Source organism: Achromobacter xylosoxidans, from assembly GCF_014490035.1.
Taxonomy (GTDB): domain Bacteria; phylum Pseudomonadota; class Gammaproteobacteria; order Burkholderiales; family Burkholderiaceae_B; genus Achromobacter; species Achromobacter bronchisepticus_A.
Genome location: NZ_CP061008.1, coordinates 5,062,521 through 5,078,416 on the forward strand (window position 1 = coordinate 5,062,521; position 15,896 = coordinate 5,078,416).

Below are 15,896 nucleotides of genomic sequence, written 5' to 3' on the forward strand. Positions count from 1 at the left end.
AGACCACGGCTTAAATGCTCCAGAGGATTTGCGCGAAGTAAACGACCGAACCGACCAGCCAGAGGATCGTCAGCACTTGCAGCAGCAGGCGCACGCCCACCGACTTGACGTAGTCCATCCAGATGTCGCGCACACCAATCCAGGCATGCCAGGCCAGCGCAATGAATGCAAGGGTGGCCAGGATCTGGCCAACCGGAAGAACGCCCACGTAGAAGTTGAACAGCGCAGTCCAGTGCTCGTACGTGAAGGCCGGCATCATCAGGATGCCGATGAGCAGCACCAGCGTGTACACGGCCATGATGACGGCGGTGATGCGCTGGATGATGAAATCCATGACGCCGTAATGGGCGCCCACGACCAGACGCTTGGGTCCGTAGTTTTTGACGTCGGCCATTACAGCACTCCGAACAGTTTGAGAGCGAACACCAGGGTCAGCGCCAGGCTCACCCCGAAAACCACGCCGGCGCTCTTCTTGGCCGACAGCTTGTCGATACCAATGTGCAGGTCCAGCAGCAGGTAGCGGATGCCGGCACAGAAGTGGTGCAGATAGCCCCAGATCAGGACCAGGAAGACAAGCTTGACGATCGGATTGCCGGCGTACGCGGCCACGGCTGCGAACGTCTGCGGCGCGGCCACGCTGGCCGCGAACAGCGGCAGAATGACCAAGGGAAGACAGAGGAACAGCAGCGCGCCGCTGACGCGGTGCAGGATGGACAGCTTGCCGGCCAGGGGCAGGCGGTAGCTGGCGAGTTGCGCAATACCAATATTGCGAAACTGCGGACGTGGCTTGGCAGCGGTGTCGGACATGACGGCCTCGGTGTTTCGGAACTAGGGAATCGTTACGGCGGAAATGCCGTAGCCCTTGCGGGCAAACACGGTATTTTCGCCCAGAGATAGGGTCGGTATCAAATCGTAGGTAAAAAACTCATCAATTCAGACTATTGCGGTAGTGGTATCGATCGGTCAAGTACAACCCCCGGCGAATTTCCATGGGGCGGTCACCATACGTATAAGACACCCTATCCACCTGCAACAACGGCGTCCCGGCGGGAACATTAAGCAGCGGACAGACCTCGGCCGGCGCGATCACCGCGCGCAGCTTTTCGTCCGCGCGCACCATGCTCACGCCGAATTCGGATTCGAACAGACCGTAGAGCGGCGCCTTGTTGGCGGTCAACAGCTCCAGGGTCAGTCCACGGAAGATGGAACCAGGCAGCCAGATGTCGTCCACGACGGTGGGCGTCTGCCCCATGGACAGCAGGCGGCGGATCATGACGACGGTTTCGCCGGCCCGCAGGTCCAGGGCGCGCGCGATCTCGGCGGGCGCACGCAGGCGCCGGCATTCCAGGATGCGGCTTTCCGCCCGGCCGGCCTCGCCTTCGTCGTCGGCGGCCAGGCGCAGGAAGCGGTAGCGCACACGCGCTTCGTGGTGGGTGGCGACGAAAGTGCCCTTGCCCTGCCGGCGCAGCAGCATGTGCTCGGCAGCCAGCTCATCGACCGCCTTGCGCACCGTGCCCTGGCTCACCTGGAAACGGGCAGCCAGATCGATTTCGCTGGGGATGAGTTCACCGGGCTTCCATTCGCCGCGTTCCAGGCTCTGGACAAGCAGATCCTTGATTTGCCGGTAGAGCGGACTGAAAGCGGCCCCCTCGCCCGCCGTGCGGGCGGCGCGAATGCGTAAGGAGGTTTCGGGCCGGGGCTCTGCCATGGATCTTTTTGATTGAGTCATGTTTATCCGGAGGAAATGGGAGGGCGGCGCGAGGCAGCGAACCCATCCGCAATGCGCTGCTGCCGCCGGTGTTCTGGCTTGATACAGGCGCGCAACCGAAACCGGGTTGCGGCGCATTCGAATAAACGCTCTATTGTGGCATATCGGCCGGGACGCTGTCCAACGTCTTATGTCTTATATAAGATAGAAGAGCAATTGACGGACACGTAAATTCGATCTAGGATTCAACGCTGCCCGGGCCCCGCGCATGCCGCTGCGCGCGCCGTTGCACACGCGTTGATTTTCACGCCCAACGATTACACTGCTTGGTGAGATTTTTTCTCGCCAAACCATTACGGAGAACGTCCATGTCCAAGCCTGCCTTGCGTGTCGCCGTCACCGGCGCCGCCGGCCAAATCGGTTACGCACTGCTATTCCGCATCGCCTCGGGCGAAATGCTGGGTAAAGATCAACCCGTCATCCTGCAACTGCTGGAAATCCCCGACGAGAAAGCGCAAAAGGCCCTGAAGGGCGTCATCATGGAACTGGATGACTGCGCCTTCCCGCTGCTGCAAGAAGTCACCGCCCACAGCGATCCGCGCACCGCCTTCAAGGACGCCGACGTGGCCCTGCTGGTTGGCGCCCGCCCGCGCGGCCCTGGCATGGAACGCAAGGACCTGCTGTCGGTCAACGCCCAGATCTTCACGGCTCAGGGCAAGGCCCTGAACGACGTCGCCAGCCGCAACGTCAAGGTCCTGGTCGTCGGCAACCCGGCCAACACCAACGCCTACATCGCCATGAAGTCGGCGCCGGACCTGCCCGCCAAGAACTTCACCGCCATGCTGCGCCTGGACCACAACCGTGCCCTGTCGCAACTGTCCGCCAAGTCGGGCAAGCCGGTCGCCGCGATTGAAAAGCTGGTCGTGTGGGGCAACCACTCGCCCACGATGTACCCCGACTACCGCTTCGCCACCGTCGGCGGCGAATCGCTGTCCAAGCTGATCAACGACGACGCCTGGAACCGCGACACGTTCATCCCCACCGTGGGCAAGCGCGGCGCCGCCATCATCGAAGCCCGCGGCCTGTCCTCGGCCGCTTCGGCCGCCAACGCCGCCATCGACCACGTCCGTGACTGGGTCCTGGGCAGCAACGGCAAGTGGGTCACGATGGGCATCCCGTCGGACGGCTCCTACGGCATCCCCGAAGGCATCATCTACGGCGTGCCGGTCACGACCGAAAACGGCGAATACAAGCGCATCGAAGGCCTGGAAATCGACGCCTTCTCGCGCGAGCGCCTGGACTTCACGCTGAAAGAGCTCCTCGAAGAGCGCGACGGCGTCAAGGACCTGCTGAAGTAAGCAGCGCATGAGTAAAGAATTGGGCCCGTTTGCGCGGGCCCAATTCCTAGGCAAGACCGAAACATAAACCTGTCCCTTTGCCCCTGCGCAAAGAAATGTCGCGAAGGGGACAGATTTATTTTCCGGGCCCGCGGTAAGGTCAGGAACCAGGACGGGACGCGTCCCGGCCAGGCCTGCGACGCGCCAGTCCGCATTCCAGTCGTTTCATCCGGGGCCCATGAAAACACCCGGTCCAAATTACGGAGACCACCCATGTCCAGACCCGAATCCGCCGGCGCCCTCTTTCGCCGCGCGCTTGCCGAAGAAAGCCCCCTGCAGATCATCGGCGCCATCAACGCCAATCACGCGCTGCTGGCCAAGCGCGCCGGCTACCGCGCCATCTACCTGTCCGGCGGCGGCGTCGCGGCCGGTTCGCTGGGCCTGCCCGACCTGGGCATCAACACCATGGACGACGTCCTGACCGACGTGCGCCGCATCACCGACGTCTGCGACGTGCCGCTGGTGGTCGACATCGACACCGGCTTCGGCCCGTCGGCGTTCAACATCGCCCGCAGCGTCAAGAGCCTGATCAAGTTCGGCGCCGCCGCCTGCCACATCGAAGACCAGGTGGGCGCCAAGCGCTGCGGCCATCGCCCCGGCAAGGAAATCGTCTCGACCGAGGAAATGGCCGACCGCGTCAAGGCCGCGGCCGACGCCCGCACCGACACCGATTTCTACCTGATCGCCCGTACCGACGCGATCGCCTCGCATGGCGTGGATGCCGCCATCGAGCGCGCGCTGGCCTGCGTGGAAGCGGGCGCGGACGCGATCTTCGCCGAAGCCGCCTACGACCTGCCCACCTACGACCGCTTCGTCAAGGCGGTCAAGGTGCCGGTGCTGGCCAACATCACCGAATTCGGCAAGACGCCGCTGTTCTCGGTGGAAGAACTGAAGAGCGTGGGCGTGGGCATGGTGCTCTACCCGCTGTCGGCCTTCCGCGCCATGAACAAGGCCGCCGAAGCGGTCTACACCGCCATCCGCCGCGACGGCCACCAGAAGAACGTGGTGGACCTGATGCAGACGCGCGAGGAACTGTACGACCGCATCGGCTACCACGAATTCGAATCGAAGCTGGACGCGCTGTTCCAGAAGGGCAAGGCGTAAGCCAGCCCCCCGGTTTCCGGCGCCGCGGCAGCCGCCCGGCGCCTTGCATGCCCACCCCCAATAGCAACGACCATCGCGAAAGGAAGGAGTAGAGACATGAGCACGGCTCCCAAGAAGCAAGTGGCCAAGACGGACGCCCAGCCGGAAGAAAAAGCCGGCTTCAAGCCCAAGAAGTCGGTTGCGCTGTCCGGCGTCGTCGCCGGCAACACCGCGCTGTGCACGGTCGGCCGCAGCGGCAACGACCTGCACTACCGCGGCTACGACATCCTGGATATCGCCGACGCCAGCGAATTCGAGGAAATCGCCCACTTGCTGGTCCACGGCAAGCTGCCGAACAAGGCCGAACTGAAGGCCTACAAGGAAAAGCTGCGCAGCCTGCGCGGCCTGCCCGCCCAGCTGCAAGCCGCGCTGGAAGCCTTGCCCGCCGCCAGCCACCCGATGGACGTGATGCGCACCGCCGTGTCGGTGCTGGGCTGCGTGCTGCCTGAAAAAGACGATCACAACACCCCGGGTGCGCGCGACATCGCCGACCGCCTGATGGCCAACCTGGGCTCGGCCCTGCTGTACTGGTACCACTACAGCCACAACGGCCGCATCATCGACGTGCAGACCGACGACGACAGCATCGGCGGCCATTTCCTGCACCTGCTGCACGGCGAGAAGCCCAGCGACGAGTGGGTCAAGGCCATGCACATCTCGCTGAACCTGTACGCCGAACACGAGTTCAATGCGTCCACGTTCACCGCGCGCGTCATCGCCGGCACCGGCTCGGACATGTTCTCCGCGATCTCGGGCGCCATCGGCGCGCTGCGCGGCCCCAAGCACGGCGGCGCCAACGAAGTGGCCTTCGACGTGCAGAAGCGCTATGAAACCCCGGACGAGGCCGAGGCCGACATCCGCCGCCGCGTCGAAGCCAAGGAAGTTATCATCGGCTTTGGCCACCCTGTCTACACCGTGTCCGACCCGCGCAACAAGGTCATCAAGGAAGTGGCCAAGAAGCTGTCCAAGAAGGCCGGCAGCACCAAGATGTTCGACATCGCCGAACGCTTGGAAACGGTCATGTGGGACATCAAGAAGATGTTCCCCAACCTGGACTGGTTCTCGGCCGTCAGCTATCACATGATGGGAGTCCCCACCGCCATGTTCACGCCGCTGTTCGTCATCGCGCGCACGGCGGGCTGGTCGGCCCACATCATCGAGCAGCGCATCGACAACAAGATCATCCGCCCCACCGCCAACTACGTGGGCCCGGAAGACCAGAAGTTCGTGCCGCTGGAAAAGCGCAAGTAAGCCACGGCACCAGGGCGCGGACGAGGGCACGGCATGGCCACCTGTATTCATTCCATGGAGAGGTACCGCTATGTCTGCCCCGATCTCCAACGTCCGTCCCGATCCCGACCTGGTTCTGGTCGATATCGCCGACTACGTCCTGAAGTATGAAATCCAGAGCGGCCTGGCGTACGAAACGGCGCGCAACTGCCTGATCGACACGCTGGGCTGCGGCCTGGAAGCGCTGGAATATCCGGCGTGCAGGAAATTGCTGGGCCCCATCGTGCCCGGCACGACAGTCCCCCACGGCGCCAAGGTGCCGGGCACGCAATTCCAGCTCGATCCCGTGCAGGCCGCCTTCAACATCGGCGCGATGATCCGCTGGCTGGACTTCAACGACACCTGGCTGGCCGCCGAATGGGGCCACCCGTCCGACAATCTGGGCGGCATCCTGGCCACCGCCGACTGGCTGTCCCGCACCGCGGTCGCGGCCGGCAAACCGCCCCTGCTGATGCGCGACGTGCTGACCGGCATGATCAAGGCGCACGAGATCCAGGGCTGCATCGCACTGGAAAACTCCTTCAACAAGGTCGGCCTGGACCACGTCGTGCTGGTGAAAGTCGCCTCCACCGCCGTGGTGGCGCAGATGCTGGGCCTGAGCCGCGAGGAAGTGATCAACGCGGTGTCGCTGGCCTGGGTCGACGGCCAGAGCCTGCGCACCTACCGGCATGCCCCCAACACCGGCAGCAGGAAGAGCTGGGCCGCGGGCGACGCCACCAGCCGCGCCGTGCGCCTGGCGCTGATCGCCCGGACCGGCGAAATGGGCTATCCGTCCGTGCTGACGGCCAAGACCTGGGGCTTTTACGACGTGCTGTTCAAGGGCCAGCCGTTCCGGTTCCAGCGCCCCTACGGCAGCTACGTGATGGAAAATGTGCTGTTCAAGATTTCGTTTCCGGCCGAATTCCATGCGCAGACCGCCGTCGAATGCGCAATGGAACTCCACGCCCGGCTGCAGGCCGCCGGCAAGAGCGCCGACGACATCGCGAAAATCACCATCCGCACGCACGAAGCCTGCATCCGCATCATCGACAAGAAGGGGCCGCTGGCCAACCCGGCCGACCGGGACCACTGCATCCAGTACATGGTGGCGGTGCCGACGCTGTTCGGCCGCCTGACCGCGGCCGACTACGAGGATGCGGTGGCGCGGGATCCGCGCATCGACGCGCTGCGCGACAAGATCGTCTGCGTCGAAGACCCGGCCTACACCCGCGACTATCACGACCCCGACAAGCGTTCCATCGCCAATGCGCTGACGGTGGAATTCAAGGACGGCACGCGGCTGGACGAGATCGTCTGCGAGTACCCCATCGGCCACAAGCGCCGCCGCGCCGAAGGCATACCGCTGCTGGAAACCAAGTTCCGCACCAATCTGGCGCGCATGTTCCCCGCCCGCCAGCAGGACCGCATCCTGCAGGCCTCGCTGGACCAGAAGCGGCTGGAAGCCATGCCGGTGCACGAGTACGTCGACCTGTATGTGATCTGAGCCGCCGTCCCGACCAGCCCCGTCCGCGGGGCTGGGCTTGCTGGCCTGAGCGCGCGGTGGCGCAGCTTACAATGCGGCTTTCTCGACTGGATCGCGCCATGGCCATGCTTTGGGTCAAGACCTTTCATATTGTCTTTATCGCTTCCTGGTTCGCCGGCCTGTTCTACCTGCCGCGCATATTCGTGAACCTGGCGCAGCAATCGGACCCCGCGGTCCATACCACCCTGCTGGGCATGGCGCGCCGCCTGTACCGCTTCACCACCATTCTGGCCATCGTCGCGGTCGTGTTCGGCATGTGGCTGTACCTGGGTTATGGCATCGGCGTGGGCCCCGGCAACGGCTGGATGCACGCCAAGCTCTTTTTCGTCCTGCTCGTCATCGGCTACCATCACGCCTGTGGCCTGATGCTGCGCAAATTCGAACAGGGCAAGAACACCCGTTCGCACAAGTTCTATCGCTGGTTCAACGAAGTTCCCGTCTTGCTGCTCTTGGTGGTGGTGGCGCTGGTCGTCGTCAAACCCTTCTGATACCCCCTACCTCTGCACATCCGCCAGGATTCGTATGTCCTCTGATGAACAGGACCGCCCGCGCAAGACGCTGACGATCAAGAAAACGGCGCGCGACGCCTATGCCGAAGACGCCCCCAAGCGCACCCGCACGGGCGCCCGCGCCCGCCTAGTCGCGCAACAGGAGCGCACCAAGGAAAGCATCGAACGCCAGAAGGATCCCGCCGCCTACCAGCGGCGCAAGGACGAGGAAGCCCGCGGCCCGCGTGGCGCCGGCCGCGGCCAGTCCGCGCGCGGCGCGTCGGATCGGGCCACGCCGGGACGCGGCGCCTCGGACCGGGCTGCCTCCGGGCGGCCTGCGCCGGACCGCAAGCGGGCCGACAGCCCGCGCCGCGAGACCGAGTCCGGCGGCCGCTCCGGCCGCGCCCCGCAGCGCGCGCCGCGCCTGCGCGACGATCAGTACATCGCGCCGGCCACGCCGGCGGGACGCTTCTACGACCCGTTCGAGGACGACGGTCCGGCGCCCGAATACCAGGCTGAACCCGAGCACGAATCGGATGTCGTTGACAGCCGCGAGCAGCACGAAGACCGCCGCGAATCCGCCGTCGAGGTCCGCAACCGCCGTCCGCGCGAAACCCGCCAGGCGGAAACGTTCCCCATCTTCGCCCCCTGCCCCCAAGGGCTGGAAGAGGCGCTGACGGCCGAAATGCAGGCGCTGGGCTTCGAGGACGCCCGGGCCGGCCGCGCTGGCTGCTCGTTCACGGCCGATTGGGCCGGCGTGCAGCGCGCCAACCTGTATTCGCGCCTGGCCACCCGCATCCTGGTGCAGGTCGCCCATGCCGAGATCTCGCACGAAGACGACATCCTCGACCTGGCCCGCGACACTCCCTGGGAGCGCTGGTTCGGCGCGGAGCAGACCTTGCGCGTGGACACCTCGGCCATCAAGAGCCCGGTGCAAAGCCTGCAGTACTGCAATTTGCGCGCCAAGGACGGCATCTGCGACCGCCTGCGCGAACTGGAAGGCGAACGCCCCAGCATCGACACCGTGCGTCCGGACGCACGCGTGCACCTGTTCCTGACCGGGCATACCGCGACGCTGTACCTGGACACCTCGGGCGAGTCGCTGTTCAAGCGCGGCTGGCGCCTGGACAAGGGCGAGGCGCCGCTGCGCGAGAACCTGGCCGCCGGCATGCTGGCGCTGGCGGGCTGGGATCCGGCCGCCCCGCTGCTGGATCCGTTCTGCGGATCGGGCACCATCCTGATCGAGGCCGCCTGGATCGCGCTGGGCGTGCCCCCGGGCATCTCGCGCCCGTTCGGCTTCGAACGCCTGCGCGGGCATGACGCCTACCGCTGGCGCGACCTGAAGGACGACGCCCGCGCGCGCATCCTGCCGCAGCTGGACGCGCCGTTGGTCGGCTACGACCTGGACCCGCAAGCCATCGAATTCGCCCGCAACAACGCCGAACGCGCCTGGCTGACCGAAGACTCGATCCGCTTCGAGGTCGGCGATGCCCGCCACGTCACCGCGCCCGCCGACCACGGCTGGATCGTCACCAACCCGCCCTACGGCGAGCGCATGGGGACGGAACAGGATGCGGATCTGTGGCGCGACTGGGCCACCTGCCTGAAGCGCAATTTCGCGGGCTGGCAGCTGCACGTCATCACCAGCGACCTGACGCTGCCCAACCAGCTGCGCCTGAAACCCAAGCGCCGCGTGCCCCTGCACAACGGTTCGCTGGACTGCCGCCTGTTCGGTTTCGAGCTGGTCGCGGCCGGTTACCGCGACGCCTGAGCGGCCTCGCGCCCCGGGCGGTTTCGCCCCCGGGGCGCCCCCCCTTTCGCCTTGAACAGCGCGTTGTAAAGGCGCCGCAACATGGCGCGCTTATCTTTGCTTATGGTTTTCCCCAGCACCGTTTGAGCGCATCATCGCACCAAGGTGTTGCCAATATGCACCGGGCACTTGCACAAGTTCAGGGTTAACCCCTATAATTCGGGTTATCCCTAGTAGCTAAACAAACAGTGCAAGCCCGTGGAGGCTATTGTGATCAACCCGAACAACACCATCCGCCTGACCGACGAACTCGAGCGCCAACTGATGCTCCAGGCTATTGAAGAACAATTCCGTCCGCACCCGATGCGGGCGTTGGCCGCCGGCCTGCGTAAGCTGGCCCACGGCATCCGTGCCCTGGCTGGCAAGACGAGCGCCAAGAACGCGCACTCCGCCGCCTAAGCAAGGCCCAGGCTTACGGCCTGAACAGTTTTCCCCTTGGGGGCTGCATAGCCCCTTTTAAGACCCGCCCTTACCGGTGGGTTTTTTTTTGCCTTGGAAGGCCTGGGCTTTGTCGGATAATAGCGACCCATGACGACCGACGCCCTCCTCGACCAGACCCCCAACCGGCTGCGCCGGTTCGCCTGCATGATGTACGAAGCCGTGCTGCTGTTCGGCGTGGTGTTCCTGGCGGGCTACCTGCTGGACACCCTGACCCAAAGCAAGAACGCGCTGGAACTGCGCGGCGCCCGGCAGGCCTGGCTGTTCGTCGCCATCGGGGCGTACTTCGTGCTGTGCTGGCGCCGCCGCGGCCAGACCCTGCCCATGAAGACCTGGAACATCCGCCTGGTCGACCGCGACGGCAACACCCCGTCCACGCCCCGCCTGATGTTGCGCTACGTCCTGGTCTGGCCGCTGGTGCTGGCCGGCGCGGCGGTCGTGTGGGCGGCTGCCAGCGCCACCGGCTGGCCTTCGATGGACATGTTCATCGTCGCCGCGCCCTTCACCATCTTCATCTGGTCCTGGTTCGATCCCGACGGCCAGTTCCTGCACGACCGCATCCTGGGCACGCGGCTACGCAACGCGCCGCGGCACAAGAAGGCCCGCTAGCCCCCAGTCGGCGGCATCAGCCGCCGCGCCGTATACATCCTGCGACAAACGGCAACATCGTGCGCCGAATTAGCCGTTTGCTTTCAGAAAGTTGAAAGTCGACCGCAAAGACAATGGGGCCCCTTTTTTCAGACGCCCCAGAACCATCATGCGCGCTTTCCTTTCCCGTGTTGCGCTGGCCACCGCCAGCGCCCTGTTCCTGCTGCCCGCCGGTGCGCTCGCGCAGAACGCGGCCGCCCAGCAGGAGATCGAAGCGGCCACCAAGGCCGCCTTCGCCGCCGCCCAGGAGGGGCCCGCCGAAGTCAAGCTGGGCGAGCAGGCGGTCGTGCATCTGCCCGAATCCATGTTCTTCGTGCCGCGCATGCAGGCGGACCGGCTGATGGCGGCCTACGGCAACGGCAAGGATCCTTCCCTGCTGGGCGTGGTGATGCCCAAGAGCGACGATGACGATTGGGTCATCACCGTCAATTTCGACAAGGCCGGCTACATCAAGGACGACGACGCCAAGAACTGGAACGTCAACGAATTGCTGGACAGCCTGCGCGAAGGCACCGAGCAGTCCAACGAAGAGCGCAAGAAGCGCGGTTTCCCCGAATTGATCATGGACGGCTGGGTCGAAGCGCCGAAGTACGACAGCAACTCGCAGCGCCTGGTCTGGTCGGTCGCGGTCAAGCACAAGGGCGAAAGCGCCACCGAGAACCCCACCGTCAACTACAACACCTACGCGCTGGGCCGCGACGGCTACATCACGCTGGACCTGATCACGCAGAAGAGCATGGTGCCCAAGGACAAGACGGCCGTGCTGACCTTGCTGGACAACCTGAACTACGTCGAAGGCAAGCGCTACGCCGACTTCAATTCCTCGACCGACAAGGTGGCCGAGTACGGCCTGGCCGCCCTGGTGGCTGGCGTGGCGGCCAAGAAGCTGGGCCTGTTCGCCGTGATCGCCGCCTTCCTGGCGAAATTCGCCAAGGTCGGCGTGCTGGCCGCGGCTGCGCTGGGCGGCGGCCTGTGGAAGCGCCTGCGCGCCAAGAAGGCCAACCAACAGCAGCCCTGACCGCCGTTTCGGATCGCGGCCGCACTATGCCTTGAAACCGATGCGCGGCGGCCCGCCGTGCATCGCGAAACCTCGCCCGGCCGACACAACAGTGTCACGCGGCGTTCACGTTCCGGTCATCGCCGGATGGTTTCATTCCCAGGCATGAGCACAGCCCCTGGGAACGCGACCGTGAACGAAATCCGCCCCGCGCACTGGCGCGCCCTCTGGATTTCCGATATTCACCTGGGCACCGCCGGGTGCAAGGCGGAATTCCTCATAGACTTTCTCGACCACAACGATTCCGACACCCTTTACCTGGTGGGGGACATCGTCGACGGCTGGCAGCTGCGCAAGCACTGGCACTGGCCCCGGGCGCACAACGACGTCATCCAGCGCATCCTGCGCAAGGCGCGCAACGGCACCCGGGTCGTATTCATCCCGGGCAACCATGACGAATTCGCGCGCGAGTTCGCCGGATACGCCTTCGGCGACATCGAAATCCTGGACGAGGACGTGCACGTCACCGCCAAGGGACAGCGCCTGCTGGTGCTGCACGGCGACCAGTTCGACGGCGTGATCCAGCACAGCCGCTGGCTGGCCCATCTGGGCGACGGGCTCTATCAACTGGCGCTGTGGATCAACCATCATTTCAATCGGCTGCGCCACCGCCTGGGACTGCATTACTGGTCCCTGTCGCAATACCTGAAGCACAAGGTCAAGAACGCCGTGTCCTTCATCACGGACTTCGAAGAGGCGCTGGCGGGCGAAGCCCGGCGCCGGGGTCTGGACGGCGTGGTCTGCGGCCATATCCACAAAGCCGAACTGCGCTATGTGGGCGAGATCCTCTACTGCAACGACGGCGACTGGGTGGAGAGCCTGTCCGCCCTGGCGGAAACGCACGACGGCCAGCTCCAGCTGCTGGACTGGGCCGCCGTCATGGCGGAACGCGAAGCCGATCCCGCCACCCGGCCGCCCCGCTCGCTGACGCTGCCGGCCCTGCCGTCCGCGCTGCGCCGCCAGGGCAAACACCCGTGATAACCCGTATGCGTCCCCGTTACGCAACGGGGATGTTGCAGTTCACGGCCCTCTAGGTCATGCTTGCATCTGGGGCAACGGGCCAACTTGACCCGTTCACGCTGCAACATGCTCACAACATAGGGCCATGAACGACCAATATCAGGCGCTCTACCAAACATTCCGCTGGCTGGTACCCACCCAGTTCAACATCGCGGAAGCGTGCTGCCACCGCTGGGCATCCAGTAGTCCGGATGCGCGGCGCATTGCCATCTACTACGAAGATGAATCTGGCAACCGCGAGGTCTGGACCTATGCCCGCCTGGCGGAAGCGGCCAATCAGCTGGCCAACGGCCTGGTGAAAATGGGCGTCGGGCGCGGCGACCGCGTCGGTGTGGTGCTGGGACAACGGCCCGAGACCGTGGTGGCCCATATGGCCATCTACAGCGTCGGCGCCGTGGTGCTGCCGCTGTCCGCCCTGTTCGGCCCGGAAGCCCTGGAAAGCCGCCTGCGCGACTCGGAAACCCGCGTCGCGATCGTGGATTACGCCTCCAGCGCCAACCTGTTGGCCGTGAGCGACAACTGTCCCAACCTGCAGCAGATCATCGGCATCGGCTTCGCCGACGAACGTGTTTTGCCCTGGCGCAGCCTGCTGGCGCGCCAACCCAGCGAATTCAAGATGGTCCAGACCCGTTCCTCGGATCCGGCCATTCTGCTCTATACCTCCGGCACCACCGGCGCCCCCAAGGGCGCGCTGCTGCCGCACAGCGTGCTGATCGGCAACCTGCCGGGCTTCGTCGCCTCGCAAGACTGGTTCCCCAAGCCCGCCGACGTGTTCTGGTCGCCGGCCGACTGGGCCTGGACCGGCGGCATGATGGACGCCCTGCTGCCCACCCTGTACTTCGGACACCCCATCGTCGGCACGCGCGGCCGCTTCTCGGTCGAGCGCGCATTCGAACTCCTGGAACGCTACCAGGTCACCAACACCTTCCTCTTCCCCACCGCGCTCAAGATGATGATGAAGGCGGTGCCGGAGCCGCGCGGCCGCTACCAGCTGGCCCTGCGTTCCATCATGAGCGCCGGCGAAAGCGTGGGCGAGACCGTCTTCGAATGGTGCCAATCGGCGCTGGGCGTGACGCCCAACGAAATGTTCGGCCAGACGGAAATGAACTACGTGGTGGGCAACAGCCAGAGGCGCTGGCCCGCCAAGCCTGGCAGCATGGGCCGCCCCTACCCCGGCCACAACGTCGCGGTGCTGGACGAGGACGGCAAGCCCGTGGCGCCCGGCGCCACCGGCGAGATCGCCGTCAACCGGCTCGACATCCATGGCTATCCGGATCCCGTGATGTTCCTGGGCTACTGGCGCAATGAAGCCGCCACCCAGGCCAAGTTCAAGGGCGACTGGTGCCTGACCGGCGACCTGGCCAAGATCGACGCCGACGGCTACCTCTGGTACGCGGGCCGCGCCGACGACGTCTTCAAGTCCGCCGGCTACCGCATCGGCCCGGGCGAAATCGAAAGCTGCCTGATCGGACATCCGGCCGTGGCCAACGCCGCGGTCGTGCCCAAGCCCGACGCCGAGCGCGGCGCCCTGGTCAAGGCCTACGTGGTGCTGACGCCGGAATTCGCGCAGCGCGACCGCAACGACATCATCGAGAACCTGCAGGAACATGTGCGCGAGCGCCTGGCCCCATACGAGTACCCCAAGGAGATCGAATTCGTCGACGAGCTGCCCATGACCACCACCGGTAAAATCCAGCGCCGCATCCTGCGCCTGCGCGAAGAAGAGCGCTCGCGGATGACCGCAGGCATTACAGACGCGCCGCACACCCCCAAGGCGTGAAGCCGCAACCGGAGACCTAGGCATGCCCATTTACCAGCTCGACGACCTGATTCCCCGCATCGACCCGGCGGCCTACGTGGCCGACAGCGCCGACATCATCGGCAACGTAACGCTGGAGGCAGGCGTCAGCATCTGGTCCAACGTGTCGATCCGCGGCGACAACGACGCCATCCTGATCAAGAGCGGCACCAATATCCAGGAAGGCAGCGTGCTGCATGTGGACGACGGCTGTCCCATGACCATCGGCCCCAACGTGACGGTGGGCCATCAAGCCATGCTGCACGGCTGTACCATCCACGAAGGCGCCCTCGTGGGCATGCAGGCCATCGTGCTGAACAACGCGGTCATCGGCCGCAACTGCCTGATCGGCGCCGGCGCGATCATTCCCGAAGATCGCATCATTCCCGACAACTCCCTGGTCATCGGCATCGGCAAGATCGTCCGCGAACTCTCGGCCGAGGAAATCGCCAATCTGCACAAGAACACCGCCCATTACGTGGCGCGCGGCCAACACTACAAGACCGCGCTGAAACGGATCGGCTGAGCGCCCCGGGGCGGCGCTTCGACCCTGCTGGCGGCAGGGGGAATAGGCGGGCCTGATCGGCTAACATTCCTCCATGACCGATCAGCTCAAGAAATACCTTACCGAAGACCGCAGCGTCCGCATCCAGGCCGTGCGCCTGGACGCGACCTGGAAGGCCGTGCAGGCCAATCACGACTATCCTCCCGCCATCACCCACCTGCTGGGCGAACTGGTGGCGGCGTCCACGCTGCTGGCCGCCAACATCAAGTTCGACGGCTCGCTGGTGCTGCAGATCCAGGGCGACGGCCCCATCGCCCTGCTGGTGGTGGAATGCCGCAACGACCTGAGCCTACGCGCCACCGTCAAGATGCGCGAAGGCCACGAGGTACCCAGCGATGGCAACATGCAAAGCCTGCTGAACCCGGGCGGCAACGGCCGTTTCATCGTGGTGCTGGACCCGCAGCGCAAGCTGCCGGGCCAACAGGCCTACCAGGGCATCGTGCCCCTGCAGGGCGACACCGTGGCCGAAGCGCTGCAGCACTACATGAAGGCCTCCGAACAGCTGGATACCCGGCTGTGGCTGGCGGCCGACGCCGACCATGCCACGGGCATGCTGATCCAGCGCCTGCCCTACCATGGCGGCTCGGACGCGCCCGCGCTCACCGAACAGAACGCCGCCGAAACCTGGGACCGCGCCTGCGCCCTGGCCGGCACCATCAAGCGCGACGAACTGCTGGCCACCGACATCGACACGCTGATCCATCGCCTGTTCTGGGAGGAAACCCTGGTGGCGTTCGATCCGCTGGCGGTGCGCTGGCACTGCCCCTGCACCCGCGAACGCGTGGCCAGCATGCTGCGCACGCTGGGCCAGGAAGAGATCAACAGCATCCTGGCCGAACGCGGCCAGGTCGACGTGGCCTGCGACTTCTGCGGCAAACCGTATAAGTTCGACTCCGTCGACTGTGCCACCTTGTTCTCGTCCGGCACGGCTCCCTCCGCGGACGAACCTCCCACGGTGCACTGATCCACACCGGCGGCCTGGCCGCCGGGACGTTTCGATCACACCGGCTTA

General features: G+C 65.3%; 16 protein-coding genes. 13 read left to right on the forward strand and 3 right to left on the reverse strand.

The features are described 5' to 3' along the window. Positions 1–10: 10 nt before the first annotated feature. The 3 genes from sdhD to IAG39_RS23470 form a co-directional block, all read right to left on the reverse strand. Complete coding sequence (sdhD, locus tag IAG39_RS23460) at positions 11–394, reverse strand: succinate dehydrogenase, hydrophobic membrane anchor protein (RefSeq protein WP_013392308.1); 384 nt, start codon at positions 392–394, stop codon at positions 11–13. Further along, positions 394–807, reverse strand: coding sequence for a succinate dehydrogenase, cytochrome b556 subunit (sdhC, locus tag IAG39_RS23465; protein ID WP_013392307.1), 414 nt, complete (start codon positions 805–807; stop codon positions 394–396). The genes sdhD and sdhC overlap by 1 nt, the downstream gene beginning before the upstream one ends. 121 nt (positions 808–928) lie before the next feature. Beyond that, complete coding sequence (locus IAG39_RS23470; RefSeq protein ID WP_042792450.1) at positions 929–1,708, reverse strand: GntR family transcriptional regulator; 780 nt, start codon at positions 1,706–1,708, stop codon at positions 929–931. Positions 1,709–2,076: 368 nt separating this feature from the next. Between IAG39_RS23470 and IAG39_RS23475 the strand changes: the two genes are divergently transcribed. The 13 genes from IAG39_RS23475 (at position 2,077) to hslO (ending at position 15,848) form a co-directional block, all read left to right on the forward strand. Then, complete coding sequence (locus IAG39_RS23475; protein ID WP_088139105.1) at positions 2,077–3,066, forward strand: malate dehydrogenase; 990 nt, start codon at positions 2,077–2,079, stop codon at positions 3,064–3,066. 252 nt (positions 3,067–3,318) lie between these two features. Beyond that, positions 3,319–4,209, forward strand: a complete 891-nt coding sequence (gene prpB / locus IAG39_RS23480) for a methylisocitrate lyase (protein ID WP_054450739.1) — start codon at positions 3,319–3,321, stop codon at positions 4,207–4,209. Positions 4,210–4,305: 96 nt separating this feature from the next. Continuing rightward, the gene (gene prpC, locus IAG39_RS23485; protein ID WP_042792448.1) at positions 4,306–5,499 is read left to right on the forward strand and encodes a 2-methylcitrate synthase; all 1,194 of its coding nucleotides are present in this window, start codon (positions 4,306–4,308) and stop codon (positions 5,497–5,499) included. A gap of 70 nt (positions 5,500–5,569) precedes the next feature. Next, on the forward strand, positions 5,570–7,021 hold the full coding sequence (locus IAG39_RS23490) for a bifunctional 2-methylcitrate dehydratase/aconitate hydratase (protein ID WP_118933997.1): 1,452 nt from the start codon (positions 5,570–5,572) through the stop codon (positions 7,019–7,021). Positions 7,022–7,119: 98 nt separating this feature from the next. After that, positions 7,120–7,548: a CopD family protein gene (locus tag IAG39_RS23495; RefSeq protein WP_187524030.1), complete on the forward strand. Its 429-nt coding sequence runs from the start codon at positions 7,120–7,122 to the stop codon at positions 7,546–7,548. A 34-nt stretch (positions 7,549–7,582) separates the two neighbouring features. After that, positions 7,583–9,319: a class I SAM-dependent RNA methyltransferase gene (locus tag IAG39_RS23500; RefSeq protein WP_187774064.1), complete on the forward strand. Its 1,737-nt coding sequence runs from the start codon at positions 7,583–7,585 to the stop codon at positions 9,317–9,319. Between the two features lie 249 nt (positions 9,320–9,568). Further along, the gene (locus IAG39_RS23505; RefSeq protein ID WP_006389355.1) at positions 9,569–9,757 is read left to right on the forward strand and encodes a hypothetical protein; all 189 of its coding nucleotides are present in this window, start codon (positions 9,569–9,571) and stop codon (positions 9,755–9,757) included. Between the two features lie 129 nt (positions 9,758–9,886). Next, positions 9,887–10,405 (forward strand): RDD family protein, encoded by a 519-nt coding sequence (locus IAG39_RS23510; RefSeq protein ID WP_059374672.1) that lies wholly within the window; start codon positions 9,887–9,889, stop codon positions 10,403–10,405. Positions 10,406–10,553: 148 nt separating this feature from the next. Continuing rightward, positions 10,554–11,462, forward strand: coding sequence for a DUF2167 domain-containing protein (locus tag IAG39_RS23515; protein ID WP_118935182.1), 909 nt, complete (start codon positions 10,554–10,556; stop codon positions 11,460–11,462). Between the two features lie 126 nt (positions 11,463–11,588). Next, entirely contained in the window at positions 11,589–12,479 is an 891-nt protein-coding gene (locus IAG39_RS23520) for a UDP-2,3-diacylglucosamine diphosphatase (protein ID WP_373429004.1), read from the forward strand. 127 nt (positions 12,480–12,606) lie between these two features. Further along, the gene (locus IAG39_RS23525) at positions 12,607–14,301 is read left to right on the forward strand and encodes an acyl-CoA synthetase (protein ID WP_118935178.1); all 1,695 of its coding nucleotides are present in this window, start codon (positions 12,607–12,609) and stop codon (positions 14,299–14,301) included. A 22-nt stretch (positions 14,302–14,323) separates the two neighbouring features. After that, complete coding sequence (locus IAG39_RS23530; protein WP_059374679.1) at positions 14,324–14,845, forward strand: gamma carbonic anhydrase family protein; 522 nt, start codon at positions 14,324–14,326, stop codon at positions 14,843–14,845. A 73-nt stretch (positions 14,846–14,918) separates the two neighbouring features. Beyond that, on the forward strand, positions 14,919–15,848 hold the full coding sequence (gene hslO / locus IAG39_RS23535) for an Hsp33 family molecular chaperone HslO (protein WP_059374681.1): 930 nt from the start codon (positions 14,919–14,921) through the stop codon (positions 15,846–15,848). The last annotated feature ends 48 nt before the right edge of the window (positions 15,849–15,896 follow it).